A 26,729-nucleotide genomic window follows, 5' to 3' on the forward strand; every position below is an offset into this window, starting at 1 on the left:
AGTCATCCAGACGTCGGCTGCCGCGCCTGGCGCGATCGCGCCAGGCGCGGCAACGGCCCAGAACGGCAAGGAAATTGACGGACACGCCGCCACCGGCAGGCCCGGGCCCGCCGCGCCCGGCCCGCACGGCGGGGGCGATTTCAGCCGTACGTCGGAAAACCGCGAAAACGTCGCCGATGTCGCGCCGATACTGAATGCTCCGCTCCGGGCCCAGAGCGCGCACACGTTCGTGTCACCCGACGAATTCGACGCAGAGGATGAACTGACGTGGCCTCAGCCGACTTCAACCAGTCTCCCGCATCGCTGTATCCCGAACTCGACGCGACCGCCCTCACCGCCTACGCCACCGCCCTCGAAACCGGCGAGCCCGGTGGGCTCTCCCCCGCGCGGGCCGCCGAGATCGACGCGTTCCGCTCCGTCGCCGTGTTCAGCCGCGGCAAGGTCACCGGCGCCGACGGGGACCTGCTCGACGCCGCGCTGTGGCGGCACACCGGTCCCGAGCCGCGGCCCGTGATCGTGATGCCCTCGCCGTGGACGGACCTGGGCTGGATCACGTACGCCGTCCAGGCCACGCTCTTCGCGGCGCGCGGCTACGACGTCCTCGCCTACACCGCGCGCGGGTTCGGCGCCTCGCAGGGCGAGGTCGAGGTGGCCGGCCCGCTCGACGTCGCCGACGGCAGCCGCGCCCTGGACCACCTCGTCGAGCGCACCGCGGGCCCGGTCACCGGGGTCGGCTTCCTCGGGGACTCGTACGGCTCCGGCATCAGCCAGCTCGTCGCCGCGCACGACACCCGCGTCGACGCGGTGGTGGCGCTCAGCACCTGGGGCGACCTCGGGGAGGTGTTCTACGAGAACTCCACCCGCCACACCGCCGCCGTGCAGGCGCTGCTCGGCGCGGCCGCGCGAGCGCGGCTGAGCCCGCAGACGGAGAGCGTGTTCGAGAACGTCCTCGCCAACCGGGACATCGCCGGCACCCTGCGCTGGGCGGAGCAGCGCTCGCCGCTGCACCACGTCAAGGAGCTCAACCGGCGCCAGGTGCCGGTGTTCTTCTCGCACGCCTGGCACGAGACGCTCTTCCCCGGCAACCAGACCCTGAAGACGTTCAACGAGCTCACCGGCCCCAAGCGGCTCGCCCTCTCCGTCGGCGACCACGCCGGCCCCGAGATGTCCGGCATGCTCGGCCTGCCCAACCGGATCTGGACCGACGCCCACCGCTGGTTCGACCACCACCTCCGGGGCATCGACACCGGCATCGCGGACGAGGGCCAGGTGCTCAGCGAGATCATGTGGAGCCGGGCCCTGGAGCCGCGCCCCGGCTGGCACTCGCTCACCGAGGGGATCCGTCGGCTGTACCTCGGCGACGACGGGGAGCTCACCGGCAAGCCCGAGGCGGGCTGGAGCGCGCGCGTGCTGTGCGGGGTCGACACCCCTGCGACCGTCGCCGACGCGATCGTGCGGTCCGGGTACGCGGAGATGGCCGGGCGCCCGAAGAGCTACCCGGCCCGCGACATCGACCGCACGGTCACGGCGGTGTGGGCCACGCCGCCGGTGGAGGAGATCACCCGGCTGCGCGGCGTACCCCGGCTGCGGGTCACGTACCGGGCCGCGAACCCGGGATCCAGCTTCGTCGCGTACCTCTTCGACCAGGCGCCCGACGGTTCGGCGCGCATCGTCACGCACGCCCCGTACACGGACCTCGGCCCCGAGGCCGACCGCCTGATCAGCGCGGACTTCGAGCTCCAGGCGACCGCGTACGACATCCCGCGCGGGCACCGGCTGCTGCTGGTGTTCGACGCGCTCGACCCGTTCTACGGCGACGCCAACCTGCCGCGCGCGACCCTGTCGTTCACCTCCCCGGAGGCGACGCCGAGCTGCCTGGACCTGCCGCTGGGCGGCTGAGCGGCCCGTACGGGTCACCCCTGCCCGGCCGGACCCCCGTGGCCGGCCGGGCGGATGGGTGGGCGGGTGGGCGGGCCGTCGGCCTGACAGACCGGGCCCGGGGGTGCGGTGGCCGTGGCGTGGAGGAGGTCGCGGACCAGGTCGAAGTCGATCCGGTCCACGCGGCGGAAACGGAGGCAGGCCTTGCCCATGTCGTGGGCGGCGAGGCGCTGCGTGAAGGCGTCGCGGACGTCGGTGCGCATGAGGTAGAAGGAGACGTACTGCTTCTGGTTCGCCCAGGCGATCTCCCCGGCCTCCGCGCCGGTGCGGACGTACGCGGGCATCCCGTACGCCATGCGCTCCTCGAAGCCCGTCAGCTCGGCCAGGCACAGTTCGCGCAGCCGGGTCAGGGCCGTGCGGCGGGCCTCCGGGGCGGCGGCGATGTACTCCTCGACGGGTCCCATCAGCCCACCGCCGCCGACCGCTCGCGGGTCCGGGTCGCGGTACGGGTCCGGGTCTGGGAGCGGACCGCGCCCATGCTGGCCGCGATCACCAGCGCGATCGCCAGCGCGTCCAGCGCCGACATGGCCTGGTGGAGGACCAGGAAGCCCGCCGAGGCGGCGATCGCCGGTTCCAGGCTCATCAGGACCGCGAAGGTCGGGGCCGGGAGGCGGCGCAGGGCGAGCAGTTCCAGGGTGTACGGGAGGACTGACGACAGCACCGCCACGCCGGCGCCGAGGGCCAGGGTGCCGGGGGCCAGCAGTTCGGAGCCGGCTTCGACCGCGCCCAGCGGGAGGGACAGGACCGCCGCGACCGCCATGGCCAGGGCGAGGCCGTCCGCCTGGGGGAAGCGGCGGCCGGTACGGGCGCTGAAGACGATGTACGCCGCCCACATGACGCCCGCGCCGAGGGCGAAGGCGGCGCCGAGGGGGTCGAGGCCGCCGAAGCCGCCGCCGTGCGTGGACAGCAGGACGACGCCGGCCAGGGCCAGGCCGGCCCAGAGCAGGTTCACCAGGCGGCGGGAGACGACGACGGAGAGGGCCAGCGGGCCGAGGACCTCCAGGGTGACGGCCGGGCCGAGCGGGATGCGGTCGATGGCCTGGTAGAAGAGGCCGTTCATGCCGGCCATGGTCACGCCGAACCAGACGACGGTGGTCCAGTCCGAGCGGGAGTACCCGCGCAGCCGGGGGCGGCAGAGCAGGAGCAGAACGACCGCGGCGGCGGCCAGCCGCAGCGTGACGACGCCCGCCGCGCCGACCCTCGGCATGACCATGACCGCGAGGGCGGCACCGAACTGCACCGAGATCCCGGCGGAGATCACGAGCGCGACCGGGCCCAGGGGGGAGGGGCGGGCGGCTGCGGCGGCCGGGGTCCCGGCCGGGGCATTCGTGAGGGATGAGGAGGGTGCGGGCATTTATCCAGACTAAGGGGTGCGTAAGGGTCGGGGCGGGGCGGTGCCTGTTGCCCTTACAGGGCCTCGGCGAGCAGCTCGGCGAGGTGGCGGGCCCGGTACGGGGAGAGCTGGGCGATCTGCGTACGGCAGGAAAAACCGTCGGCGAGGACCGCCGCGCCGTTCGCGTCCGCGTCCGAAAGCGACGGAAGCAGTTGTTCCTCGGCACACGCCATCGAGACGGCGTGGTGGCCCGGCTCGAAGCCGAAGTTCCCGGCGAGGCCGCAGCAGCCGCCGCTGAGCTCGCCGGTGAGGCCGGCGAGGTCGCGGAGCCGGCGGTCGGCGGTGTCGCCGAGGACGGCGTGCTGGTGGCAGTGGGTCTGCCCGGCGACCGGCCGGTCGAGGCGGGGCGGCTGCCAGTGGGGGGCGTACTGCTCCAGGGTCTCGGCGAAGGTGCGGACGGCCGCGGCGAGGTGGTGGGCGCGCGGGTCGTCGGGGAGGAGGGCGGGGAGGTCGGTGCGCAGCGCTGCGGCGCAGCTGGGTTCGAGGACGACGACGGGCCGGTCGGGTAGCTCGCCGAAGGCGCTGAGCGTGCGCCGCAACACCTTGCGAGCGCGGTCGAGCCGGCCGGTGGAGACGTAGGTCAGCCCGCAGCAGACGCGGCGCCGGGGGAGGGACACCTCCAGGCCGGCGGCCTCCAGCACCCGCACGGCGGCCCGGCCGGTCTCCGCGGACAGGTACTCGGTGAAGGTGTCGGGCCACAACGTGACGCGGCCGGCGCTGTGTCCCCGCGCGCGGCTCCCGCCGCCCCGCCCCTTCCCGGCCCCGGGCTCCGCCCGGCGGGAGTGCCACCAGCGGGTGAAAGGGGTGGGGGCCAGTGGGGGTAGGGGGCGGTCGCGGGTCAGGCCCGGGATCGGGAAGTGGCGGGTGGCCGCGTTGGCCAGGCGGGGGGCGCGGGCGGTGGCGATCAGGTGGAGCCAGGCCGGGAGGCCGCCCAGGGTGTAGTGGGACAAGGGGCGGATGCGGCCCGCCCAGTGGTGGTGGAGGAACTCCGCCTTGTACGCGGCCATGTCCACGCCCACCGGGCAGTCGCTGCGGCAGCCCTTGCAGCTCAGGCAGAGGTCAAGGGCCTGCGCGACCTCCCGCGAGCGCCAGCCGTCCGTGACGATCTCCCCCGCCAGCATCTCGTGCAGCAGCCTCGCCCGGCCCCGCGTGGAGTGCCGCTCCTCCCCCGTCGCCCGGTACGACGGGCACATGACCGACGCCCCGCCCACATCCGTGGAGCGGCACTTGGCCACGCCCACGCACCCGGCCACCTCCCCCGCGAGCGCCGTCTCCGGCAGCGCCGCGAAGCGGAGGTTCTCGTCGAGGCGGGCCGGGCGGACCAGGATGCCCGGGTTCATGCCGCCCGCCGGGTCCCACACGTCCTTGTACGCGCCGAAGAGCCGGATGACCTCCGCCCCGTACATCCTCGGCAGGAGCTCCGCCCGCGCCTGCCCGTCCCCGTGCTCCCCGGAGAGGGAGCCCCCGTGCGAGACCACCAGGTCGGCCAGGTCGGTGGAGAAGGCGCGGAAGCGGGCGATCCCCGCCCGCGACACCAGGTCGAAGTCGATGCGGACGTGCACGCAGCCCTCGCCGAAGTGCCCGTACGGAGTGCCCCGCAGCCCGTGCTCCGCCAGCAGCGCGCGGAACTCCCGCAGGTACGCCCCCAGCCGGGCCGGCGGCACCGCGCAGTCCTCCCACCCCGGCCACGCCATCCCCCCGTCCGGCATCCGCGTCGCCGTGCCCGCCGCGTCCTCCCGGATCCGCCACAGCGCCCGCTGCCCCGCCGGGTCCGTCACCAACCGGGAGTCCGCCGCGTCGGCGGCCCGTACGAGGGCCCGCGCCGCGCCCTCGTCCGGCATCTCGACGAACAGCCACGCCCCGCCCCGGGGCAGCCCGCGGGCCCGGCCCACCAGGTCCTGCGCCATGCCCTCCACCGTCAGCGGCCCGAACCCCAGCAGCCCCGCCGCCGCGTCGGCCGCCGCGCTCTCGTCGGCGTAGCCCAGCACCGCGAGCACCGGCGCGCGCGGCGCTTCCACCAGGCGCACCACCGCCTGCGTCACCACCCCCAGCGTCCCCTCGCTCCCGCAGAACGCCCGTGCCACCTCGACGCCCCGCTCGGGCAGCAGCGCGTCCAGGCCGCCATAGCCGGAGATCCGCCGCGAGAACCCGCCGGCCAGGCCCGTGCGCAACACCGCCAGGTTCCCCGCCACCAGTTCCCGCAGGCCCGCCGGCGCGCCCGCCCAGCCCGTCCCGAGCCGGTACGACGAACCGCCGTACGCCGTCACCGCGAGCTCGGCGACGTTGTCGGCGGTGGTCCCCCAGGCGACCGAGTGCGCCCCGCACGCGTTGTTGCCGATCATCCCGCCCAGCGTGCAGCGGGAGTGCGTGGACGGGTCCGGCCCGAAGGTCAGCCCGTGGGGCCGCACCGCGTCCCGAAGCCGGTCGAGCACCAGCCCAGGCTGCACCACGGCCGTCCGCGCCGCCGGGTCCACCGAGACCACCGCGTTCATGTGCCGGGTGAGGTCCAGGACCACGCCGACGCCCGTGGCCTGGCCCGCGATGGACGTCCCGCCGCCGCGCGGCACCACCGGGACCCCGGCGTCGGCGCAGATCCGCAGCGCGGCCGCCACGTCCTCGGCGTCGCGCGGGGCGACGACCCCGACCGGTACCCGCCGGTAGTTCGAGGCGTCCATCGTCGCCAGGGCCCGCGCGGCGGCCCCGAAGTCCACCTCTCCGCGCAGCTCCGCCCGCAATGTCCGTTCGAGTTCCCCGGGTGACGTCACCGCCCCAGCCTCCCACCGGCCGGACGCGTCTCACCGGGTGGACGCGCCTGAGAAGGGTGGACCGGGACCCGATACGCTCCGCTCGTGGCCGAGATCCAGATTCCCGCTGACATCAAGCCCGCCGACGGACGCTTCGGCGCGGGCCCCTCCAAGGTGCGGACCGAGGCGCTGGACGCCCTGGCCGCCACCGGTACCTCCCTGCTCGGAACCTCCCACCGCCAGGCCCCGGTCAAGAACCTGGTCGGCTCGGTGCGGCAGGGCATCCGGGACCTCTTCTCGCTGCCCGAGGGCTACGAGGTGATCCTGGGCAACGGCGGCTCCACCGCCTTCTGGGACGTCGCGACCGCCGGGCTCATCGAGCGCAAGTCCCAGCACCTCACGTTCGGCGAGTTCTCCTCCAAGTTCGCCAAGGCCGCGAAGCTCGCGCCGTGGCTGGACGAGCCGTCGGTGATCTCCTCGGAGCCGGGCACGCACCCGGAGCCGGTCGCCGAGGCGGGCGTGGACGTGTACGCGTACACGCACAACGAGACCTCGACGGGTGTCGCCGCGCCGATCAAGCGCGTCGCGGGCGCCGACGCCGGTTCGCTCGTTCTGGTGGACGCGACCTCGGGCGCCGGCGGTCTGCCGGTGGACATCACCGAGACCGACGTCTACTACTTCGCCCCCCAGAAGTCCTTCGCCTCCGACGGCGGACTGTGGCTGGCGGCCTTCTCCCCGGCGGCCCTGGAGCGCGCGGCCCGCGTGCACGCCTCCGGCAGCCGGCACATCCCGGAGTTCTTCTCGCTGCCGACGGCGATCGACAACTCGCTGAAGAACCAGACGTACAACACCCCGGCGCTGTCCACCCTCTTCCTGCTGAACGAGCAGCTGGAGTGGCTCAACAGCCAGGGCGGCCTGGACTTCGCGACCGGCCGTACGTCGGCCAGCGCGCGGAACCTGTACGGCTGGGCGGAGGCGTCGAAGTACGCGGACCCGTTCGTCGTCGACGCCGACAAGCGCTCCGCCGTCATCGGCACGATCGACTTCCTGGACGACATCGACGCGGCCGCGATCGCCAAGGTGCTGCGCGCCAACGGCATCGTGGACACCGAGCCTTACCGCAAGCTCGGCCGCAACCAGCTCCGCGTCGCGATGTTCCCGGCGATCGACCCGGCGGACGTGCAGGCCCTGACCGCCTGCATCGACTACGTCATCGAGAAGCTCTGACCGCTTGACGCTCCCGCGAAGCCCCCGGCGACCCCCGCGTCCCCGGGGGCTTCGCCGTGCGCGGCGACGGCGCGGCCGCGTAGCGGGCCCACCGGCGAAACCCCGCGTGCCCGGCCGCGATACCTTCGGGACGTTCAGGGCTCGGCGATTCTTGGAGGCAGCGGCGTGAGCGTGCGAGTGACGGCGGCACAGGGCGGCGTGGACCCGTTCGGCACGGCCCGGCTGCGGCGCGGGGTGCTCGACGCGTGGGGCGCGGGCCCGGCCCGGTTCCGCGAGGACGCCAACGCCGAGGAGGACCTGGCGCTCGGCGGCTACCGGGACCGGCTGGTGGTGGAGCTGGCGCAGAACGCCGCAGACGCCGCCGCGCGGGCCGGCGTGCCGGGGCGGATGCGGCTCACCCTGCACCCCGGTGAGGACGGGCACGCGGTGCTGGCCGTCGCCAACACCGGTGCCCCGCTGGACGCGACGGGCGTGGAGTCGCTGAGCACCCTGCGGGCCTCCGCCAAGCGGGAGCCCGCCAAGGGCTCCGGCGAAGGCGGCGGCTCCGGCGACACCGTCGGCCGGTTCGGCGTCGGCTTCGCGGCCGTCCTCGCCGTCACCGACGAACCGGCGGTCCTGGGCCGCCACGGCGGGGTCCGCTGGTCCCTCGCCGAGGCCCGCGAACTCGCCCGCGACGCCGCCAACGGCAGCCCCGGCCTCGGCGACGAGCTGCGCCGGCGCGACGGCCACGTCCCGCTGCTGCGCCTCCCGCTGCCCGCCGAGGGCACCGCGCCCGAGGACTACGACACGGTCGTGGTCCTCCCGCTGCGCGACGCCGCCGCCGAAGGCCTGGCCGAGCGGCTGCTCGCCGGCATCGACGACGCGCTGCTGCTCACCCTGCCCGGGCTGCGCGAGGTCGTCGTCGACACCCCGGCCGACGGCACCCGGACGCTGCTGCGCCGCGACGAGGGCCCGTACACCGTCATCGAGGACTCCCGCACCGGCACCAACCGCTGGCGCACCGTCCGCCACAGCGGCGCCATCGAGCGCGCCCTGCTCGCCGACCGCCCGGTCGAGGAGCGGCTGCGCCCCGTCTGGACGGTGTCCTGGGCGGTCCCCGTCGACACCGACGGCGCGCCCGTACGCCCGGCCACCGCGCCCGTCGTGCACGCGCCGACCCCGACCGACGAGCCGCTCGGCATCCCCGCGCTGCTCATCGCGACCCTCCCGCTGGACACCGCCCGCCGGCATCCCGCGCCGGGCCCGCTGACCGACTTCCTCGTGGAGCGCGCGGCCGACGCCTACGCCGAACTCCTGGGCGCCTGGGACCCCGTGAGCACCGCGCTCGTGGACCTCGTACCCGGCCCGCTCGGCAAGGGCGAGCTCGACGGGGCCCTGCGCGCGGCCGTGCTCCAGCGGCTGCCCCGCACGGCGTTCCTCGCGCCCGCGGCGCCCGCCGAGGAGCCCGAGGAGCGCGCCGCCCTGCGCCCCTTCGAGGCCGAGGTGGTGGAGGGCGCGGGCGCCGACACCGTGCGGGTCCTCGCGGAGGTGCTGCCGACGCTGCTCCCGGCCGGGCTGGAGCGGCGCTCCGAGCTGCGCGCCCTGGGGGTAGGCCGGCTGCCGCTGGGCGACGCCATCGAGCGGATCGCCGGTATCGAGCGCACCCCGGACTGGTGGCACCGGCTCTACGACAGCCTCGCCGGGGTGGACCCGGACCGGCTGTCCGGGCTCCCGGTGCCGCTGGCCGACGGCCGCACCGCGATCGGGCCGCGGCACCTGCTGCTGCCCGCCGCGGACACCCCGGCGAGCCTGGCCCGGCTCGGGCTGAAGGTGGCCCACCCGGACGCCGCGCACCCGCTGCTGGAGAAGCTGGGCGCGCTCCCGGCGACGCCCCGCGCGGTGCTGACCACCCCGCAGGTGCGGGCGGCCGTCGCCGCCTCGCTGGACGCGGGGGAGATCTGGGACGAGGACGCCCTCGACGCCGACGAGCTGGCCGAGGTGGTGCTGGGCCTGGTCCGCGACGCCGACCTGGCCCCCGGTGACGAGCCCTGGCTGGGCGCGCTGGCGCTGCCCGACGAGGACGGCGAACTGACCCCGGCGGGCGAACTCCTGCTGCCCGGTTCGGCGTTGGCCTCGGTGATCCGGGAGGACGAGGTCCCGTACGTGGACGCCGAACTGGCCGCCCGCTGGGACGCCGACACGCTGACCGCCGTGGGCGTGCTGGCCGGCTTCCAGCTGGTCCGCGCCACCGACGTGGTCCTCGACCCCGACGAACTGGAGCCCCGCGACGGGGACTTCGCCGAGCCGGACGACGCGGGCCTGCTGGACGCGGTGGACGTGTGGTGCGAGGACCTGCTGGACCAGCTGCCGCAGACCCCGGTGCCGCCGGTGGCCACGGAGCTGATCGCCGTCCGCGACCTCGACCTGGTCGACGACGACTGCTGGCCGCAGGCGCTGGCCATGCTGGCGCAGCCGCCGCTGCGCGACGCCCTGACCCAGCCCGTACGGATCCTGCTGCCGGACGGCACCACCCAGTCGGTGCGCTCGTACACCGCCTGGTGGCTGCGCGACCACCCGGTGTTCGACGGCCGCCGCCCGGCCGGGCTGCGCGCGGCGGGCGGGGATCCGCTGCTGGAGGGCCTGTACACCTCGGCGGACGCCACCGGCTTCGAGGACGAGCAGGTCCTGCGGGCGCTGGGCGTGCGCACCTCGGTGGCGGCCCTGCTGGAGGAGCCCGGCGGCGCGGCCGAGCTGCTGGGCCGCCTCGCCGACCCGGACCGCGAGGTCTCCGACCGGCAGCTGCACGCCCTGTACGGGGCGCTGGCCGACCTGGATCCCGAGCAGGTGACCCTCCCGGACGAGCTGCGGGCCGTCGTGGACGGGGAGGTCCGCGTGGTGGACGCGGCCGACGCGGTCATCGCGGACGCCCCGGACCTGCTGCCGCTGACGGCGGGGCTGGCGCTGCTGCCGGTGTCCCCGGAGCGGGCGGCCGACCTGGCGGAGCTGCTCCAGGTGCGGCGGCTGTCGCAGACGGTCCCGGCGGAGGTCACCACGCCGGGCGAGGAGCACGACGTACCGGACTCGGTGCGGATCCTGCTGGGCGCTGCGACGCCGGCCACGTACCTGGAGCACGAGGAGCTGATCGCGGGCGGCGTCGAGCTGGACTGGCGCCGCACCCCGGACGGCACCCTGCACGCGGCCACCCTGGAGGGCGTGGCGGCGGGCCTGGCCTGGGCGGCGGGCCAGTGGCCGCGCCGCTTCGAGGTGGCGGCGCTGCTGGAGGACCCGTCGCGCACGGCGGAACTGGCCCGCGACCGCTGGTTCGACTAGGGGTTCACGGGGTTCCCTGCGGGGTCAGCAGGGCGTCCGCGACAGCCGTTCGGGCGTAGAGCACCGAGCGGCCGTTGCGGTGCCCGGTGACCAGGCCCGCGTTGCGCAGGGCCGTGAGGTGCTGGGACACCCCGGCGGCGGACAGCCCGCAGCTGCGGGCGAGTTGGGTGGTCGAGGCCGGGACGTCCAGCTCGGCCAGCAGCTGCGCGCGCGAGCGCCCGAGGACGGCGGCGACGGCCTCGGCGGCGGGGCCGGGCGTACGGGGCTCCCACAGCGCGCCGATCCCCCGTGCGGGATACGCCAGTTGGGGCGGCTCGGGCGCCACCGAGCGGGTCAGCACACGGGGCCAGGCGAAGGCGGAGGGCACCAGCAGCAGCCCGGAGCCGGTCTGGTCCCGGGTCAGCCGGCAGTGCCTGCGGACCAGGCGCAGGGTCCCGGCGTCCCAGCGCACCGATGCGTGGAGCTCGTTCAGCACGTGCGCGGAGCCGTGCTCGGCGACCTGCCGGGCGCGGTGGAAGACGTCGGCCTCCAGCAGCTGCCGGATGCGGGGCCAGTACGGGGCGAGCGCGAGCTCCCAGTACGTCTCGATCTCGGCGCTCACCTTCTCCAGCGCGGCCCCGGGCTCCTCGTGGAGCAGCCTGCGCCGGGGCGAGGGGCCGGACTTGGCGCGGAGCGTGCCGAGGTCGGCGCGGACCTGTTCGGGGGTGCTGCGGCGGATGGCGGCCAGCTCGTCGGCGAGTTCGGGGAAGGGCCCGGCCGGGGTCGGGTTGAGGAAGTCCGCGAGGTAGCCGTCACCCGGGATCAGGGCGGCCAGCCAGCCCCGGTCCAGGCCGGCCCGCATCAGCCGGGGCCGAACCTGCGCGGCCCAACGCCGGTGCAGCGTCGGCTCGGTGGGCTCCCGCAGCAGCCGGAAGCTGGTGACTACCTCCCACATCGGGGAGACCGCGAACCTGGTCTGCGCCAGGTCCGCCGCGGAGAAACTCAGTTCGGACTCCATGCCGTGCCGCCCCCTGCTGCCGTTGGATTCGGCCTGAGCTTAATCAATTCGGCCCCGGGGCACAGGGCCGCACGCTCGTCCCATGCCCTCCACCTTCCGCGGACTCCCGCCCACCGTCTGGACCCTCTTCGCCGGCACGATCGTCAACCGGCTCGGTCACCTCGTCACCCCCTTCCTGGTGTTCCTGCTGGCCGACCGGGGTGTCACCGGCCCCGAGACCTCGTACGTCCTCGGCGCCCTCGGCGCCGGCAACCTGCTCGGCCCGGCGCTCGGCGGGGTGCTCGCCGACCGGATCGGCCGCCGCCCGACCATGCTGATCGGGCTCCTCGGCGCGGCGGCTGCGCAGGGCGCGTTGTTCCTCGCGCCGGGCGTGTGGACGATGGCGGCGGCCGCGCTGCTGCTCAGCTCCGCGTCGGCGACGGTCGGCCCCGCCGCCTACGCGCTGATGGCCGACTCCGTGGACCCCGCGCGGCGCCGACCCGCCTACGCCCTCTTCGGGTGGGGCGTCAACATCGGCACCGCCGTCGCCGGCGTGCTCGGCGGCTTCCTCGCGGCGCACGGCTACTGGCTGCTCTTCGCTGTCGACGCGGGAACCCTGCTCGTCTACGCGACGGTCGTGGCGACCCGGCTGCGCGAGCCGGCCCGTACCCCGGCCGTCCGGGGCGAGAAGAGCACCGGCATCGGCTACGCGGTCGTCTTCCGCGACCGGCTGCTGCTCGCCCTGCTCCCGCTGTTCGGCATCCAGCTGTTCGTGTACTCGCTGACCGAGGTCGCGCTCCCGCTGGCGGTACGCGACAGCGGACTCTCCCCCGCCGTGTACGGGGCGTTGGCGGCGGTCAACGCCGCCGCGGTGGTGGCGCTCCAGCCGCTGGTGACGGCCCGCCTCACCGGGCTCCCGCAGCTCCCTGTGCAGGCGGCGGGCAGCGCGCTGATCGCCGTCGGGGTGGCGCTGACCGGCCTCGCGGACTCCGTCGCCGGGTACGTCGTCTCGGTGGTCGTCTGGTCCCTCGGCGAGGTGGTGGTGGCCGGGATCTCGGCCGCGGTGGTCGCCGACCTCGCCCCGGCCGCCGCCCGCGGCCGCTACCAGGGCGCCTTCAGCTGGACCTGGGGCCTCGCCCGCTTCGCCGCACTCACCCTCGGCGTCACCCTCTACACCGGCCTCGGCGCGGCGGCCCTGTGGTGGACGGCCCTCACCGCCGGCCTCCTCGCGGCGGCCGCCACCCTGTGCCTGCGCACCCGCGTCGCGGCCCGCGTGGCGCACGACCTGGCCGCCTGACCCCGGCGGGGGCGGTCCGGACCGCACAGGGGTCGGTCCGGACCGTCCCCCGCGGGGGTCAGGCGGGGAACTTGCGGTCCACCCAGCGGAAGGTGACCTCGATGAGGAACGCGGCGAGGGCGGCGATGGCGACCGCCGTCCACGGCATCGTCGTCCCGACCAGCTTGAGCTCGAAGAACGACTGGAGCCACGGCACCACCAGCACGATCAGGAACGCCAGGCCCATCGCCCCGACCAGGCCGACGCGCCACCACGTGTACGGGCGGGCGATGATCGCCAGGACCCACATCGAGGTCAGGAACAGCGTCAGCGTCGCCGCGCTGGACTCGGCTTCGAGGGCGCCCTCGCCCGTGTAGTGGTGGCGGGCCACCAGGTACGTCACGAACGTGGCGACGGCCGCGATGACGCCGCCGGGGATCGCGTAGCGCATGACCCGCTTCACGAAGTGCGGTTTCGCGCGCTCCTTGTTCGGGGCCAGGGCCAGGAAGAACGCGGGTACGCCGATGGTCAGCGTGGACAGCAGGGTCAGGTGGCGCGGCAGGAACGGGTACTCCACCTGCCAGCAGACCACCAGGATCGCCAGCAGCACCGAGTACACCGTCTTCGTCAGGAAGAGGGTGGCGACCCGGGTGATGTTGCCGATGACCCGGCGGCCCTCGGCGACCACCGACGGGAGGGTGGAGAAGCTGTTGTTGAGCAGGACGATCTGCGCGACGGCCCGGGTGGCCTCGGAGCCTGAGCCCATCGAGACGCCGATGTCGGCGTCCTTGAGGGCCAGGACGTCGTTGACGCCGTCGCCCGTCATCGCGACGGTGTGGCCGCGGGACTGGAGCGCGCCGACCATGTCCCGCTTCTGCTGCGGGGTGACGCGGCCGAAGACCGCGTTGCCGTCGAGGACCTCGGCCATCTCGGCCCGCTCGGTGGGCAGCTTCCGCGCGTCGACCGTGTTCGTGGCGCCCGGCAGCCCGAGCTTGCCGGCCACCGCGCCGACGGAGATCGCGTTGTCGCCGGAGATGACCTTCGCCTTGACGTTCTGGTCCTCGAAGTAGCGCAGCGTGTCGGCCGCGTCGGGGCGCAGCCGCTGCTCCAGGACGACGAGCGCGGTCGGCCGGACCCCGGTGGCCACGGCCGCGTCGTCGAGTTCGCGGCCGGAGCGGGCCAGCAGGAGGACGCGCAGGCCCTGCTCGTTGAGTCCGTTGATCTCGTCGAGTGCCGGGTCCCCGGCCGGCAGGAGCACGTCGGGGGCGCCGAGCAGCCAGGTGGAGTTCTCGCCGTCGCCCTCGCTGAAGCTGGCGCCGCTGTACTTGCGGGCGGAGGAGAAGGGGAGCGATTCGGTGCAGCGCCACTCGGCGCTGTCGGGGTAGGCGTCGATGATGGCCTGGAGGCTGGCGTTGGGGCGCGGGTCGGACTCGCCGAGCGCGCCGAGGACCTTCTTGACGTACGCCGGCTCCGCGCCGCCCAGCGGCCGCAGCTCGGTGACGTCCATGCCGCCCTCGGTGAGGGTGCCGGTCTTGTCGAGGCAGACGACGTCGACGCGGGCGAGGCCCTCGATGGCGGGCAGTTCCTGCACCAGGCACTGTTTGCGGCCGAGCCGGATGACGCCGATGGCGAAGGCGACCGAGGTGAGCAGGACCAGGCCCTCGGGGATCATCGGGACGATGCCGCCGACGGTGCGGGCGATGGAGTCCTTGAGGTTGTTGTCCTTGACGACGAGCTGGCTGATGATCAGGCCGATCGAGGTCGGGATCATCATCCAGGTGACGTACTTGAGGATGGTGGAGATGCCGGAGCGCAGCTCGGAGTGGACGAGCGTGAACCGGGTGGCCTCTTCGGCCAGCTGGGCGGCGTACGCCTCGCGGCCGACCTTGGTGGCGGTGAACGCGCCGCCGCCGGCGACGACGAACGAGCCGGACATGACGGGGTCGCCGGGCTTCTTCAGGACGGGGTCGGCCTCGCCGGTGAGCAGGGACTCGTCGATCTCCAGGCCCTCGGCCTCGCCGACGGCGCCGTCGACGACGACCTTGTCTCCGGGCCCGAGTTCGATGACGTCGTCGAGGACGATCTCGGAGGTGGAGATCTCGGCGGTCTTGCCGTCGCGGCGGACGCTGGGTTTGACCTCACCGATGACGGCGAGGCCGTCCAGGGTCTTCTTGGCGCGCAGCTCCTGGATGATGCCGATGCCGGTGTTGGCGATGATCACGTAGCCGAAGAGGCTGTCCTGCGGCGGCGCGACGATCAGCATGATCACCCAGAGGACGCCGATGATGGCGTTGAACCGGGTGAAGACGTTGGCGCGGACGATGTCGGCGGTGGAGCGGCTGCTGCGGACGGGGACGTCGTTGACGGCGCCGCGGGCGACGCGTTCGGCGACCTCGGCGGTGGTCAGGCCGCCGGGCTTGAACCGGGGCGCGGGCGGGCGGACCGGGTGTACGGGGTCGAGTTCGGCTCCGGCGTCGATGGCGGTGCCGCCGACCTTGCCGGTGCCGGTGCCGTTGCCGCCGCCTCCCGGCTCGGGTCCCTCGGATTCGATCTTCGCCCGCTGCGTCATGCTTTCGACGGTAAAGGCGCTCGTGGCGCTTCACCCGCCGAGATGTCCGAATATCCGACTTCGGGATGAGCGGAATCGTCCCTGGGTAGCCCGCCGGCCCCGAGGCCCGCCCCGGGTCGCACCACGGCCCGGGGCCGGTCGCCGCCAACCCGGCGACGGCGGCCGCGCCGCGCCGACGCCGGCCGGAGCCACGCCGGTCGGGCCCGGGCCGGTCAGGCCTGAGCCGGGCCTGCGGCGTCGGGGCCGCCGGGCCCGGGTTCCGTCCCCGGCGCGGCCAGCGCATCCGCGTGGCGCTTGAGGGCGGCCTCGCGGCCGCGGACGTACCAGATGCCGATCAGGCCGAGGAAGCCGCCGGCCGCGCAGCACCAGACCCACCACAGCAGGTCCCGGTCGGCGAACCACCCATAGAAGGGGAGCTGGACGAGGAAGAGGGCGAACCAGATGATCGTGCCGCCGGTGACGGTCGCGACGATCGGACCCTCAAGGGGCTCCGGCGCCTCGTGCTTCGCAGTCCATTTCGCCATGCGCTCAAGTCTAGGTGCGCGCGATCGCGGTCTACGCGCGGAGATGGACGCCCTTTCGTTCATGTGTTCATACTGAAACGGTTTGGGCTTGGCCCATTTTCTTCGTATGAATCACCCAATGAGGACGTTGAGGACCGTATGAGCACGTCGGCCCCCGCCCCCGCCGAATCCACCCCCACCCCCGCGGAAAGCGCCCCGGCCCCCGGCGCGCCCCAGGGCGCGTCCGCCCTGGACCGCTACTTCAAGATCTCCGAGCGCGGTTCGACCGTGGCCCGCGAGTTCCGCGGCGGCCTGGCGACCTTCTTCGCGATGGCCTACATCATCGTGCTGAACCCGATCATCCTCGGCAGCGCGAAGGACATGTACGGGCACCAGCTCGACGGCGGCCAGCTCGTCACCGCCACCGTCCTGACGGCGGCGTTCTCCACGCTCCTCATGGGCGTCATCGGCAACGTCCCGATCGCCCTCGCGGCCGGTCTCGGCGTCAACACCGTCGTCGCGCTCCAGCTCGCCCCCCGGATGAGCTGGCCCGACGCCATGGGCATGGTGGTCCTCGCGGGCTTCGTGGTGATGCTGCTGGTCGCCACCGGCCTGCGCGAGCGCGTCATGAACGCCGTCCCGCTGGGCCTGCGCAAGGGCATCGCGATCGGCATCGGCCTGTTCATCATGCTGATCGGCCTGGTCGACTCGGGCTTCGTCACCCGCATCCCGGACGCCGCGCACACCACGGTCCCGCTCCAGCTCGGCACCGACGGCCACCTGCACGGCTGGCCCGTCCTGATCTTCGTCGTCGGCGTGCTGCTGACCCTGGCGCTGCTGATCCGCAAGACGCCGGGCGCGATCCTGATCTCCATCGTGGTCATGACCGTCATCGCGGTCGCCGTCCAGCTGATCGTGGGGCTGCCCGACTCCGGCTGGGGCCTGACCGTGCCCGAGTGGCCCGGCAACCCGGTGGCGGCGCCCGACTTCGGGCTCGTCGGCCAGGTCAGCCTGTTCGGCGGCTTCGAGAAGGTCGGGATGCTGACCGGCGTCCTCTTCGTCTTCACCGTGCTGCTGTCCTGCTTCTTCGACGCGATGGGCACGATCCTCGGCGTCGGCGACGAGGCGAAGCTGATCGACAAGAAGACCGGCGAGTTCCCCGGGATCAACCGGGTCCTGCTGGTCGACGGCCTGGCCGTCGCCTCGGGCGGCGCGACCTCCTCGTCGGCCACCACCTGCTTCGTGGAGTCCACGGCCGGCGTCGGCGAAGGCGCCCGTACGGGCCTGGCGAACGTCGTGACGGGCGGCCTCTTCGCCGTGGCGCTGTTCCTCACCCCGCTCGCCACGATGGTCCCGTCCCAGGCGGCCACCCCGGCGCTCGTGGCGGTCGGCTTCCTGATCCTGGCGGGCTCGGTCAAGGACATCGACTGGAGCGACTTCACCATCGCCGTCCCGGCCTTTCTGGCGATGGTGATGATGCCCTTCACCTACTCGATCACCAACGGCATCGGCATCGGCTTCGTGAGCTTCTGCGCGCTGCGCCTGGCGACGGGCCGGGGCCGCGAGGTCCCGGTGGCCATGTACATCGTGTCGGCGGTGTTCGTCTTCTACTACGCGATGCCCGCGCTGGGCCTCACGTAAGGCCGTAGAACTTCTCCGTCTCGTCGACGGCGGCCTTGAAGCGCTCGTCGAAGTCATCGCGAATGAGCGTCCGGACGACATAGTCCTGGACGCTCATTCCGCGTTTGGCGGCATGGTGCCGGAGCCGGTCGAGCAGCTCCCCGTCTATGCGCATGCTCAGCACATGTGTCCCCATGCCGAAAGGGTCGGGGCACAGGGCGTGGACGCGTGTCGCTTTCCCGAACTCACTCACCCTTACGAGTGATGAGGGTCTCCCTGGGCAGGGCGGATTCCAGTTTTCCTTAGCTAGGGTAATGAGTTACTCTAAACAACATGCGTGACCTTTCCCATGGCGACGACGCTGCCGCCGTGAACGATCTCCGCTCCGCCGTCATGCGGCTGGGCCGGCGCCTGAAACACCAGCGCGTCGACGAATCGCTGAGCCCGACCGAGATGTCGGTGCTCGGCACCCTCGCCCGCTGCGGCCAGGCCACCCCCGGTGAGCTGGCCCGACGCGAGCACGTCCAGCCGCCGTCGATGACGCGCATCGTCGCGCTGCTCGAGGCCAAGGGGCTGGTCACGCTGGAGCCGCACCCGGACGACCGCCGCCAGAAGGTGGTCCGCCAGACGGAGGAGGCCGAGGCGATGCTCGAAGAGAGCCGTCGCAAGCGCAATGCCTTCCTGGCCGGGCTCGCGGCCGAGCTCACCGAGGACGAATGGGCCAAGCTGCGCGCGGCCGCGCCCGTCCTGGAGAAGCTCGCGCACTTGTAACCGCGGACGCCAGGAGGCGAACTTTTTGAGTACGGGACCCGGAGCAGACTCCGCCCCCGACCACACACCCACCCCCAAGAACGAGAACTCGATGTTCTCGTCGCTGAGGATCCGGAACTACCGGCTCTTCGCGACCGGCCAGGTCGTCTCGAACACGGGCACCTGGATGCAGCGCATCGCCCAGGACTGGCTGGTCCTCTCCCTGACCGGCTCCGCATCCGCGGTCGGCATCACGATCGCCCTGCAGTTCCTGCCGATGCTGCTGTTCGGCCTCTACGGAGGCGTACTCGCCGACCGGCTGCCCAAGCGGCCGCTGCTGATCGGCACGCAGACCGCGATGGGCCTGACCGGCCTCGCGCTCGCCGCGCTCACCCTGGCCGGACACGTCCAGGTCTGGCACGTCTACCTCGCGGCCTTCCTGCTCGGCCTCGTCACGGTCGTGGACAACCCGGCCCGGCAGACGTTCGTCTCCGAGATGGTCGGCCCGGCGCAGGTCGCCAACGCGGTCAGCCTGAACTCGGCCAACTTCCAGTCCGCGCGGCTGGTCGGCCCGGCGCTGGCCGGCGTGCTGATCACCGCCGTCGGCTCCGGCTGGGCCTTCCTGCTGAACGGGCTCTCGTTCGCCGCGCCGGTCGCGGGCCTGCTGATGATGCGGACGCGCGAACTGCACCCGGTCGAGCCGCAGCCGCGGGCCAAGGGCCAGCTTCGGGAGGGGCTGCGCTACGTCGCCGGCCGCCCGGAGCTGATCTGGCCGATCGTGCTGGTCGGCTTCATCGGGACGTTCGGGTTCAACTTCCCGATCTGGCTGTCGGCGTTCGTGAGCGACGTGTTCCACGGGGACGCGGGCACGTACGGCCTCTTCAACACCCTGATCGCGGCGGGCTCCCTGGCCGGCGCGCTGCTGGCGGCGCGGCGGGGCCACTCCCGCCTGCGGGTCCTGGTCGCCGCGGCGGTCCTCTTCTCCGTCCTCCTCCTCGTCACGGCCTTCGCCCCCGGCTTCTGGCTGTTCGCGGCGCTGCTGGTGCCGATCGGGATCTTCGGCCTGACGGTGAACGTGACCGCCAACTCCAGCGTGCAGATGGCCACGGACCCGGAGATGCGGGGCCGGGTCATGGCCCTGTTCATGATGGTGTTCACCGGGGGCACCCCGGTGGGGGCCCCGCTGGTGGGCTGGATCACGGACACCTACGGTGCGCGGATCGGCATGGCGGCGGGCGCGGTGGTCTCCCTGGCGGCGGCCCTGACCATCGCCCTGGTCCTCTCCCGGGTCGGCAACCTCCGCCTGCGCGTCTCCCGCCACGCGGGCGTCGCCCTGGTCCCGCGCAAGCGCGACCTGGTCCCCGCCGCCTGACCCTGCGGGGCCGACCGGGCACTGGACGCCCCAGACCCCGGCCCGGCCCCGCCACCCGGCCCGAACCCCCGGGCACCACCCGGCCCCGGTCCGGACCCGCCACCCGGCCCGAACCCCCTGGGGTTCCGCCCCAGACCCCGCGCCTCGAACGCCGGCGGGGCTGGATCATCGCCGACGCAGCCGGACGAGCGCGGCTGGGGCGCGGTGGCGGGGCGGTGGGAATGGGCCGTGTCGTCGGCCGGGGGGCCGTTAGGGTCGGGGGATGAGACTCTTCGCCGCCGTGTTGCCGCCGGCGCAGGCCGTGGCCGAACTGCGCGAGGCCGTGCGGGCGCTGCCCGCGGACGACCGGCTCAGGTGGACCGCGGAAGCGGGCTGGCACTTCACGCTCGCCTTCATGGGCGAGGTGCACGAAGAGGTACTGCCCGATCTGCACGAACGGCTCCGCCGCGCGGCCGCGCGCACCGCCCCCTTCGCGCTCCGCCTCCACAGCTGCGGCCACTTCGGCGACCGCGCCCTCTGGACCGGCGCCGCCGGGGAGCTCGACGCCCTCCGGATGCTCGCCGAGCGCGCCGACGCCGCCGCGCGCCGGGCCGGGGTCCCCATGGAGCAGCACCGCCGCTACACCCCGCACCTCACCCTGGCCCGCAGCAGCCACGCCGTCGACCTCGCCCCGTACCTCGAAGCCCTCCGCCCCTTCGAGGGCACCCGCTGGCAGGTCGGCGAGCTGAGCCTGGTCCGCAGCAACCTCCCCACCTCCGGCATCCCCGGCGAGCGCCCCCGCTACGAGGTCGTCGCCGCCTGGCCCCTGAAGGGGTGACCGGGCGTCGTCCGCCTGACCGCCGGGCTGCTCACCGTGGCGACGACCGGGCCCGCCCCCTCCGTACGGGGGGCGGGCCCGGTCGCGTTACGCTCGAAGGGTGGATCCCAAGACCAGAAACCGTGTCATGGCCGGTGTGCTCGTGCTGATGTTCGTCGTCGTGGCGGTGGCCGCCGCCGTCGGGCAGTAACCCCCCGGCGGCCGCCCGCCGCCACTACCAGGCGAAGGCCTCCTACCAGGCGAAGGCCTCCGGCGACGGACCCGGGCCCGGGAAGATCTCGTCCAGGCCCGCCAGGACCTCCTGCGAGAGCTCCAGCTCCACCGCCCGCAGCGCGGACGCGAGCTGCTCCGGCGTACGCGGGCCGACGATCGGTCCCGTGACCCCCGGGCGGGTCAGCAGCCAGGCCAGCGCCACCTCGCCCGGCTCCAGGCCGTGCTTGGCCAGCAGGTCCTCGTAAGCCTGCACCTGCGACCGTACGGCGCTGTTCGCCAGCGCGTCCGCCGAGCGGCCGGAGGCCGTCCGCCCGGACTCGGCGGCCTTGCGGATCGCGCCGCCCAGCAGGCCCCCGTGCAGCGGGGACCACGGGATGACGCCCAGCCCGTACGCCTCGGCGGCCGGGAGGACCTCCATCTCCGCGCGCCGCTCGGCGAGGTTGTAAAGGCACTGCTCGCTGACCAGGCCGAGCCGGCCGGTCCGCGCCGCCGTCTCGTTCGCCTGGGCGATCTTCCAGCCGGGGAAGTTGGAGGAGCCCGCGTAGAGGATCTTGCCCTGCTGGACCAGGACCTCGATGGCCTGCCAGATCTCCTCGAAGGGGGTCTGCCGGTCCACGTGGTGGAACTGGTAGACGTCGATGTGGTCGGTGTTCAACCGCTTCAGGCTGGCGTCGACGGCGCGCCGGATGTTCAGCGCCGACAGACGGTCGAAGTTGGGCCAGGTCTCGCTCTCGCGGGACATGGAGCCGTAGACCTTGGTCGCGAGGACCGTCTTCTCGCGCCGGCCGCCGCCCTGGGCGAACCAGGTGCCGATGATCTCCTCGGTGCGGCCCTTGTCGGCGCCCCAGCCATACACATTGGCGGTGTCGAAGAAGTTGATGCCCGCGTCGAGGGCGGAGTCCATGATCGCGTGACTTTCGGGCTCCCCCGTCTGGGGGCCGAAGTTCATGGTGCCGAGTACAAGTCGGCTGACCTTGAGACCGGTGCGTCCGAGCTGCGTGTACTTCATGGGGCACTAGCCAACTGCCTGGAGTGCGCTCCAGGCAAGTGCCTCCGACGAACAGCGTGTTACAGACCCCGCGGCGGGCCGTACGGCGCGCCGATGCCCCACGCCTGGTGCAGGACCGCCGCGAACTCCCCGGCGAGGCGGTGCTCGCCGGAGGCGTTGGGGTGCGTGCCGTCGTAGGTGTCGTGGTGGATGTCGTACGAGGCCGGCCGCGCGCCCAGCAGGATCGGCGAGGCGTCGGTGGTCAGGTCGGCGACGGCCTTCGCGAGGAGCTCGTTGAAGCGCGCGACCTGCGCGGCGAAGGGCAGGTCGGACTCGGCCCGGACGTTCGGGATGACGGGGAGCAGGACCATCCGGACGCCGGGGCGGGCGGCGCGGGCCTCCGCGATGAACCGGCGGGCGTTGGCGGCGGTCTGGGCGGCGTCGGTGTAGAAGCCGAGGTCGATCAGGCCGAGGGAGACGAGCAGTACGTCGGCCTTGCCGGCGCGGACGGCGGGGCCGATGAGGGGGGCCATGTGCTGCCAGCCCTCGCCCCAGCCGGCGAGGTGGCGGCGGGCGTGCTCCGGGAAGCCGGGGTCGGCGTACTCATGGCTGGTGGGGGCGTCGGCGAAGGTGTCGTACACCTCGCATCGCGGGCCGACGATCTTGTACGGGCCGCCGAAGGTCGCGTTGAGGTGCTGCCACATCCGGTAGCGCCAGGTGTAGTCGCCGGCGCGTCCGATGGTCATGGAGTCGCCGACGAACATGAAACGCATCCGGTCATCATCGCGGATCGCGCGGCGTGGGCCGCTGTGATGCCGGACACGCGGGGCGGGCTGGCAGGCTTGGGGGTATGCGCCTGCTGCCGCCGTTGACCGCCTTCTCCGCCGCCGCCGTCCTCGCCCTGATGCCGGGGGCGGCCGCCGCCGCTCCCGCCGCCGGGGGCGCCGCCGCCTCGGGGTTCACCATCACCGATCCCCGGATCAAGGAGTCGAGCGGGCTGGCGGCCAGCCGGATCCACCCGGGCGTGTACTGGACGCACAACGACAGCGACGACGGCCCGTACGTGTACGCGGTGGACTCGGCGACGGGCAAGACGGTGGCGCGGGTGACGCTGACGGGGATCGGGAAGCCGCGCGACGTCGAGGCGATCTCACTGGGGCCGGACGGGGCGCTGTACGTCGGGGACATCGGGGACAACCGGGACGGCACCTGGGACCACGTGTGGATCTACCGGTTCCAGGAGCCGAAGGAGCTGCGCGACGCCACGGTCAAGGCGGAGCAGTTCACCGTGCGGTACGAGGGCGGGGCGCGGAACGCGGAGGCGCTGATGGTGCATCCGGTGACGGGGCGGGTGTACATCGCGAGCAAGAGCGAGGACAAGGGCGGGCTGTACGAGGGGCCGGCGACCCTGTCGGCGTCGGGGACGAACGTGTTCCGGCGGGTCGCGGAGATGCCGTGGGTGACGGACGGGGCGTTCTCTCCGGACGGCACGCGGCTGACGGTACGGGGGTACTTCCTGGCCCGGACGTACGCGTGGAAGGACGGGCGGCCGCAGGGGCAGGGGGAGCGGATCGACGCGCCGTGGCAGGGGCAGGCGGAGTCCGTGACGTACACGGCCGACGGCTCCGCCCTGATGTTCGGGGCGGAGGGGGCGTCGAGCCGGGTGGTGGCGGTCCCGGTGGGGTCGTCCTCGTCGAGCCCGTCGGGCTCCCCCACCGCCCCGACGGGCGCGGGCGGCGGCCAGGCGGGCGCGGGCCCGTCCGCTGCCGGGGAGGGCGGCTACACGAAGACCGCCCTCGTCCTGGCCGCGGCGACGGCCCTCGTCTTCGGCGCGAAGCGGGTGTTGCGGCGGCGCCCGAAGCCGTAGCCCTGCGGGGCGCGGGACAGCCACCTGCCCGCGCCCCGGGCCGGCGGAACGCCCGCCGCGCGGGGCCTCCCCCGGGGTTACTGGTCCGTGAGCGGGATCGACTCCGACGGAGTCGGGGCCGGGTTCGGGGGCGGGGTCATCGTTGCCAGGAGCTGGCGGGCCAGGCCGAGGCCGGTGCCGCCCATCGTGAGGGCCTTCGCGAACATCTCCGACATGCCCTCGGCCCCGTTCAGCAGGACCATGTGCTCCACGTTGCCGAACGCGCCCGCGCCCGCCTGGACGATCGCCGGCCAGTTCTCCGCCAGCTGCTGCGCGACCACCGCCTCCTGATTCTCCGCCAGCGCCGCTGCCCGCGCCTTGATGGCGTCCGCCTCGGCCAGACCCTTCGCCTTCGCCGACGCCGCCACCGCGAGGCCCTTCGCCTGGGTGGCGGCCGCCTCCGCCTCACCGGTCGCCCGGGTCGCCTTCGCCGCCGCCAGGCCGCGCGCCTCCGTCGCCGCCGCGTCCGCGGTCGCCGCCGTCGTCACCCGCGTGGCCTCCGCCGCGGCCGCCAGCTCCGTCTCCTTCGCCTTCGCCTGCGCCGCCGAGATGCGCGCGTCGCGTTCGGCCTCGGCGCGGGTACGGGTCTCGTACGCCGCCGCGTCCGCGGGTTTGCGCACGTCCGCCTGGAGCTGCTGCTCGCGCCGGTGCGCCTCCAGCTCCGCGACCCGCGTCTCCTGGACGACGACCTCCTGCCGCGCGGCCGCCTCCGACAGCGGGCCCGCCTGCCGCGCGGTCGCCGCCGCCTTGTCCCGCTCGGCCTGGTAACCCGCCTGGAGGATCTCGCTGTCCCGGGTGGCCTCCGCCATCCGCGCGAACGCCGTCTGCTCCGCCTCCGTCGCCAGCCGGTTCGCCTCGGCCTGCGCGATGCGCGCGTCCCGCTGCACGGCCGCCGCGTGCGGCATCGCCAGGTTCTTGATGTACCCCGTCGGGTCCTCGATCTCGTGGATCTGCAGCGAGTCCACGATCAGCCCGAGCTTCTCCATCTCCGTACCGCAGGCCGCCCGGGTCTGCCCCGTCAGCTTCTCGCGGTCCCGGATCATGTCCTCGACCGTCAACCCGCCCACGATCGACCGCAGATGACCCGCGAAGACGATGTGCACCCGCTCCGGCATCATCTTCTGCTGGTCCAGGAACCGGCGGGCCGCGTTCGCGATCGACACCAGATCGTCGCCGATCTTGAAGATGACGACGCCCTTCACCCGCAGCGGGATGCCCTGGTGCGTCACGCAGTCCACGTTCAGCTGCGTCTCGTTGAGGTCCAGCGACAGTTTCCGCACCGCCTGCACACCCGGCAGCACGAGCGTGCCGCGCCCGGTGACGATCCGGAAGCCCATGCCCTCGCCGAGACCCTCGGTCTTGTGCGTGGAGCCGGATATGACCAGTGCCTCGTTGGGCTCGGCCACCCGCCACATGAGCTTGAACAGGCCGATCAGAGCAATGATGGCGGCGACCACGATCCCCGCCACGACGCCGATAGCCATCGGCAACTCCCCCTCGTCGCGGCGCCGTTCGGCGCCGAAGAAGGCGAGTCTGCGCCTGCCGCCCGCGTGGCGTGAAGACGTCGGCCGGGTCTTGTCGCCATCTTGATACGCACAGGTGGGCGCGGGGTTACTGGTCGTAGGCCGCCATCACGTACACCGTGCGCGGCGGCAGGTACTCGACGACCGTCACCACCGTGCCGACGGGCAGCCGCCGCGAACCCGACCCCGCGACCGGGTGGGCCAGGAAATGCTCGGCGCCGCCCCGGATCCGCACGATGACCTCGCCCACCAGCCCCGGTCCGACCGTGCCCGTCACCCGGCCGGTCATGCCGACCATGTCCTCGTCCCCCATGGGCCGAGGGTAGCGGCCGGGCGCGGCCGGGCCCCCCGTTAGGAGTGGCCCAGATCCGCGGCGGGCAGGTCCGACACCGGTACCGAGCCCGTGTCGCCGGCGGGCGCCGGCCGCAGCGGGAACTCGTCGGTGGCCATGGAGTCCAGTACCGGCGGGGCCGGGCGCAGCGGCTTCGGCATGACCGCGGCCTCCGAGTGGCCGCCGCAGCCGTACGAGAGCGACACCAGGCGGCCGTCGGCGGGGCTGAACTCGTTGGCGCAGACGCCGAACGCCTGGCCCAGCGAGCCGCCGATCGCGACGAGGAACCCGCAGGAGACGCAGGACGCGGGGGCCGCCTGCGCCATCGGGGTCTTCGCGCCGAACGACTCGTCCCAGCGGTCGGCCGCGCTGTGCAGCCCGTAGCGCGACAGGACGCGGGCGCGGCGCATGCCGAGTTCCTCGGCGACGGCCGCGATGGAGCCGCGTACCGGGACCACGGTGCGGTCGGTGACGTCGGCGTCCTCCGCCTCGACCAGTTCGGCCATCTCGGTGGAGACGACCGAGTTCGGCGGCGGTACGTCCTCGCCCGACCAGCCCGGCTCCAGGCGCAGGTCCTCGGCGTCGGTGGGCAGCAGGTCGCCGGGACCCATGTCACCCGGACGCAGCCGCTCGCTCCACGGCACCCACTCGGGTGCCAGCAGGGCGTCCTCGCCGGGCAGGAGCACCGTTTCGTCGAGGGTGACGAGCTTCGCGCGGGACGCGCGGGTCACGGTGACGGCCCAGCGCCAGCCGCGGTAGCCCGGGTCCTTGCACTCGAAGAGGTGCGTGACGACCCGGTCGCCCTCCGCGACGGCGGAGACGTGCTCGCCCACCACTCCGGGAGCAGCGGCTTCCTCGGCCGCGGTGCGGGCGAGGTCTACCGCCTCGGCGCACAGGCGGTCGGGGGTACGGCTTCGCGTCGTCGCAGCACTCACAGGTCTCGTTCTCTCCTACGCCGTCTCACGAGTGCGCCGTCCGTACTGTCGTCCTGAACGACCCGTCGGTCCTGTCCGTACGAGGCGCGGGCGGAGCGGACCAGAGGGCCGCGTCGACGTCCGCACCCGATCGGCCTCGGGCGCACCTACCTGCGATCCATTCTGCGGGATCACGAAGAGGCGCGCGGCCAAGAGCAACCGCCGGTGGCGCGCTACGCACGCTACCTCCTCCGACGCCTTCGGCCCACATGCAAGGTCCGATTCGCGGACAAGCCGGTGGGGTGACGGTGGCCGGCGGACGTCCGGACGCGCCGGGACGGCTCGGGGACGGGTCCGCAC

The 26,729-nt window shown here is 73.8% G+C and carries 20 protein-coding genes and 1 pseudogene; 9 read left to right on the plus strand and 12 right to left on the minus strand.

Features of this window, described 5'->3' with window-relative positions; all coding sequences use genetic code 11:
• Positions 1–267: 267 nt before the first annotated feature.
• Entirely contained in the window at positions 268–1,899 is a 1,632-nt protein-coding gene (locus OG982_RS12460) for a CocE/NonD family hydrolase (RefSeq protein ID WP_266787374.1), read from the plus strand.
• Positions 1,900–1,985: 86 nt separating this feature from the next.
• On the opposite strand, the pseudogene OG982_RS12465 reads toward OG982_RS12460, so the two are convergent.
• The 3 genes and pseudogenes from OG982_RS12465 to OG982_RS12475 form a co-directional block, all read right to left on the minus strand.
• Positions 1,986–2,342, minus strand: a pseudogene (locus OG982_RS12465) (DUF1801 domain-containing protein); the annotation flags it as partial.
• Positions 2,342–3,292, minus strand: a complete 951-nt coding sequence (locus tag OG982_RS12470; protein ID WP_266787372.1) for a DMT family transporter — start codon at positions 3,290–3,292, stop codon at positions 2,342–2,344. The gene OG982_RS12470 and the pseudogene OG982_RS12465, both read right to left, overlap by 1 nt.
• 53 nt (positions 3,293–3,345) lie before the next feature.
• The gene (locus OG982_RS12475) at positions 3,346–6,006 is read right to left on the minus strand and encodes an FAD-binding and (Fe-S)-binding domain-containing protein (protein WP_266791996.1); all 2,661 of its coding nucleotides are present in this window, start codon (positions 6,004–6,006) and stop codon (positions 3,346–3,348) included.
• 174 nt (positions 6,007–6,180) lie between these two features.
• Between OG982_RS12475 and serC the strand changes: the two genes are divergently transcribed.
• Together serC and OG982_RS12485 are read left to right on the plus strand one after the other, a co-directional pair.
• Positions 6,181–7,302 carry a phosphoserine transaminase gene (gene serC, locus OG982_RS12480; RefSeq protein WP_266787370.1) on the plus strand — a complete coding sequence of 374 codons (1,122 nt, stop codon included), beginning with the start codon at positions 6,181–6,183 and terminating at the stop codon, positions 7,300–7,302.
• Positions 7,303–7,467: 165 nt separating this feature from the next.
• A complete protein-coding gene (locus OG982_RS12485; RefSeq protein WP_266787368.1) occupies positions 7,468–10,611 on the plus strand; it encodes a sacsin N-terminal ATP-binding-like domain-containing protein in 3,144 nt (1,047 codons plus the stop codon).
• 4 nt (positions 10,612–10,615) lie between these two features.
• Here OG982_RS12485 and OG982_RS12490 read toward each other — a convergent pair whose 3' ends face one another.
• On the minus strand, positions 10,616–11,608 hold the full coding sequence (locus OG982_RS12490; RefSeq protein WP_266787366.1) for a DUF5937 family protein: 993 nt from the start codon (positions 11,606–11,608) through the stop codon (positions 10,616–10,618).
• Between the two features lie 82 nt (positions 11,609–11,690).
• Here OG982_RS12490 and OG982_RS12495 point away from each other — a divergent pair, with 82 nt between their 5' ends.
• Positions 11,691–12,884, plus strand: coding sequence for an MFS transporter (locus OG982_RS12495; RefSeq protein ID WP_266787364.1), 1,194 nt, complete (start codon positions 11,691–11,693; stop codon positions 12,882–12,884).
• A gap of 58 nt (positions 12,885–12,942) precedes the next feature.
• On the opposite strand, the gene OG982_RS12500 is transcribed toward OG982_RS12495, so the two are convergent.
• On the minus strand, positions 12,943–15,432 hold the full coding sequence (locus OG982_RS12500) for a cation-translocating P-type ATPase (RefSeq protein ID WP_266787362.1): 2,490 nt from the start codon (positions 15,430–15,432) through the stop codon (positions 12,943–12,945).
• 212 nt (positions 15,433–15,644) lie between these two features.
• Positions 15,645–15,956: a DUF2530 domain-containing protein gene (locus OG982_RS12505; RefSeq protein WP_266787360.1), complete on the minus strand. Its 312-nt coding sequence runs from the start codon at positions 15,954–15,956 to the stop codon at positions 15,645–15,647.
• Positions 15,957–16,094: 138 nt separating this feature from the next.
• Between OG982_RS12505 and OG982_RS12510 the strand changes: the two genes are divergently transcribed.
• Positions 16,095–17,576 (plus strand): NCS2 family permease, encoded by a 1,482-nt coding sequence (locus OG982_RS12510; RefSeq protein WP_266787358.1) that lies wholly within the window; start codon positions 16,095–16,097, stop codon positions 17,574–17,576.
• Here the strand turns inward: OG982_RS12510 and OG982_RS12515 are convergent.
• Positions 17,569–17,751, minus strand: coding sequence for a BrnA antitoxin family protein (locus OG982_RS12515; RefSeq protein WP_249767154.1), 183 nt, complete (start codon positions 17,749–17,751; stop codon positions 17,569–17,571). The two genes, OG982_RS12510 and OG982_RS12515, sit on opposite strands and share 8 nt — an antisense overlap.
• Before the next feature lie 137 nt (positions 17,752–17,888).
• Here OG982_RS12515 and OG982_RS12520 point away from each other — a divergent pair, with 137 nt between their 5' ends.
• The 3 genes from OG982_RS12520 to thpR all read left to right on the plus strand — a co-directional run bounded on the left by OG982_RS12520 (position 17,889) and on the right by thpR (position 20,494).
• Positions 17,889–18,326, plus strand: a complete 438-nt coding sequence (locus OG982_RS12520) for a MarR family winged helix-turn-helix transcriptional regulator (RefSeq protein ID WP_073799612.1) — start codon at positions 17,889–17,891, stop codon at positions 18,324–18,326.
• Between the two features lie 25 nt (positions 18,327–18,351).
• Positions 18,352–19,677: an MFS transporter gene (locus tag OG982_RS12525; RefSeq protein ID WP_266787351.1), complete on the plus strand. Its 1,326-nt coding sequence runs from the start codon at positions 18,352–18,354 to the stop codon at positions 19,675–19,677.
• Positions 19,678–19,939: 262 nt separating this feature from the next.
• Positions 19,940–20,494, plus strand: a complete 555-nt coding sequence (gene thpR / locus OG982_RS12530) for an RNA 2',3'-cyclic phosphodiesterase (protein ID WP_266948540.1) — start codon at positions 19,940–19,942, stop codon at positions 20,492–20,494.
• 232 nt (positions 20,495–20,726) lie between these two features.
• Here thpR and OG982_RS12535 read toward each other — a convergent pair whose 3' ends face one another.
• Positions 20,727–21,716, minus strand: a complete 990-nt coding sequence (locus OG982_RS12535) for an aldo/keto reductase (protein ID WP_266787347.1) — start codon at positions 21,714–21,716, stop codon at positions 20,727–20,729.
• 59 nt (positions 21,717–21,775) lie between these two features.
• Entirely contained in the window at positions 21,776–22,468 is a 693-nt protein-coding gene (locus OG982_RS12540; RefSeq protein ID WP_266787345.1) for a GDSL-type esterase/lipase family protein, read from the minus strand.
• 77 nt (positions 22,469–22,545) lie between these two features.
• On the opposite strand from OG982_RS12540, the gene OG982_RS12545 reads away from it, so the two are divergent.
• Positions 22,546–23,562 carry a WD40 repeat domain-containing protein gene (locus tag OG982_RS12545; protein WP_266787343.1) on the plus strand — a complete coding sequence of 339 codons (1,017 nt, stop codon included), beginning with the start codon at positions 22,546–22,548 and terminating at the stop codon, positions 23,560–23,562.
• A 77-nt stretch (positions 23,563–23,639) separates the two neighbouring features.
• Here OG982_RS12545 and OG982_RS12550 read toward each other — a convergent pair whose 3' ends face one another.
• The 3 genes from OG982_RS12550 to OG982_RS12560 form a co-directional block, all read right to left on the minus strand.
• Positions 23,640–25,085: a flotillin family protein gene (locus OG982_RS12550; RefSeq protein WP_266787341.1), complete on the minus strand. Its 1,446-nt coding sequence runs from the start codon at positions 25,083–25,085 to the stop codon at positions 23,640–23,642.
• Positions 25,086–25,212: 127 nt separating this feature from the next.
• The gene (locus OG982_RS12555) at positions 25,213–25,437 is read right to left on the minus strand and encodes a hypothetical protein (RefSeq protein ID WP_266787339.1); all 225 of its coding nucleotides are present in this window, start codon (positions 25,435–25,437) and stop codon (positions 25,213–25,215) included.
• 38 nt (positions 25,438–25,475) lie between these two features.
• Positions 25,476–26,390 carry a DUF3027 domain-containing protein gene (locus tag OG982_RS12560; protein ID WP_266787337.1) on the minus strand — a complete coding sequence of 305 codons (915 nt, stop codon included), beginning with the start codon at positions 26,388–26,390 and terminating at the stop codon, positions 25,476–25,478.
• Positions 26,391–26,729 lie beyond the last annotated feature (339 nt).

Source organism: Streptomyces sp. NBC_01551, from assembly GCF_026339935.1.
Lineage (GTDB): Bacteria > Actinomycetota > Actinomycetes > Streptomycetales > Streptomycetaceae > Streptomyces.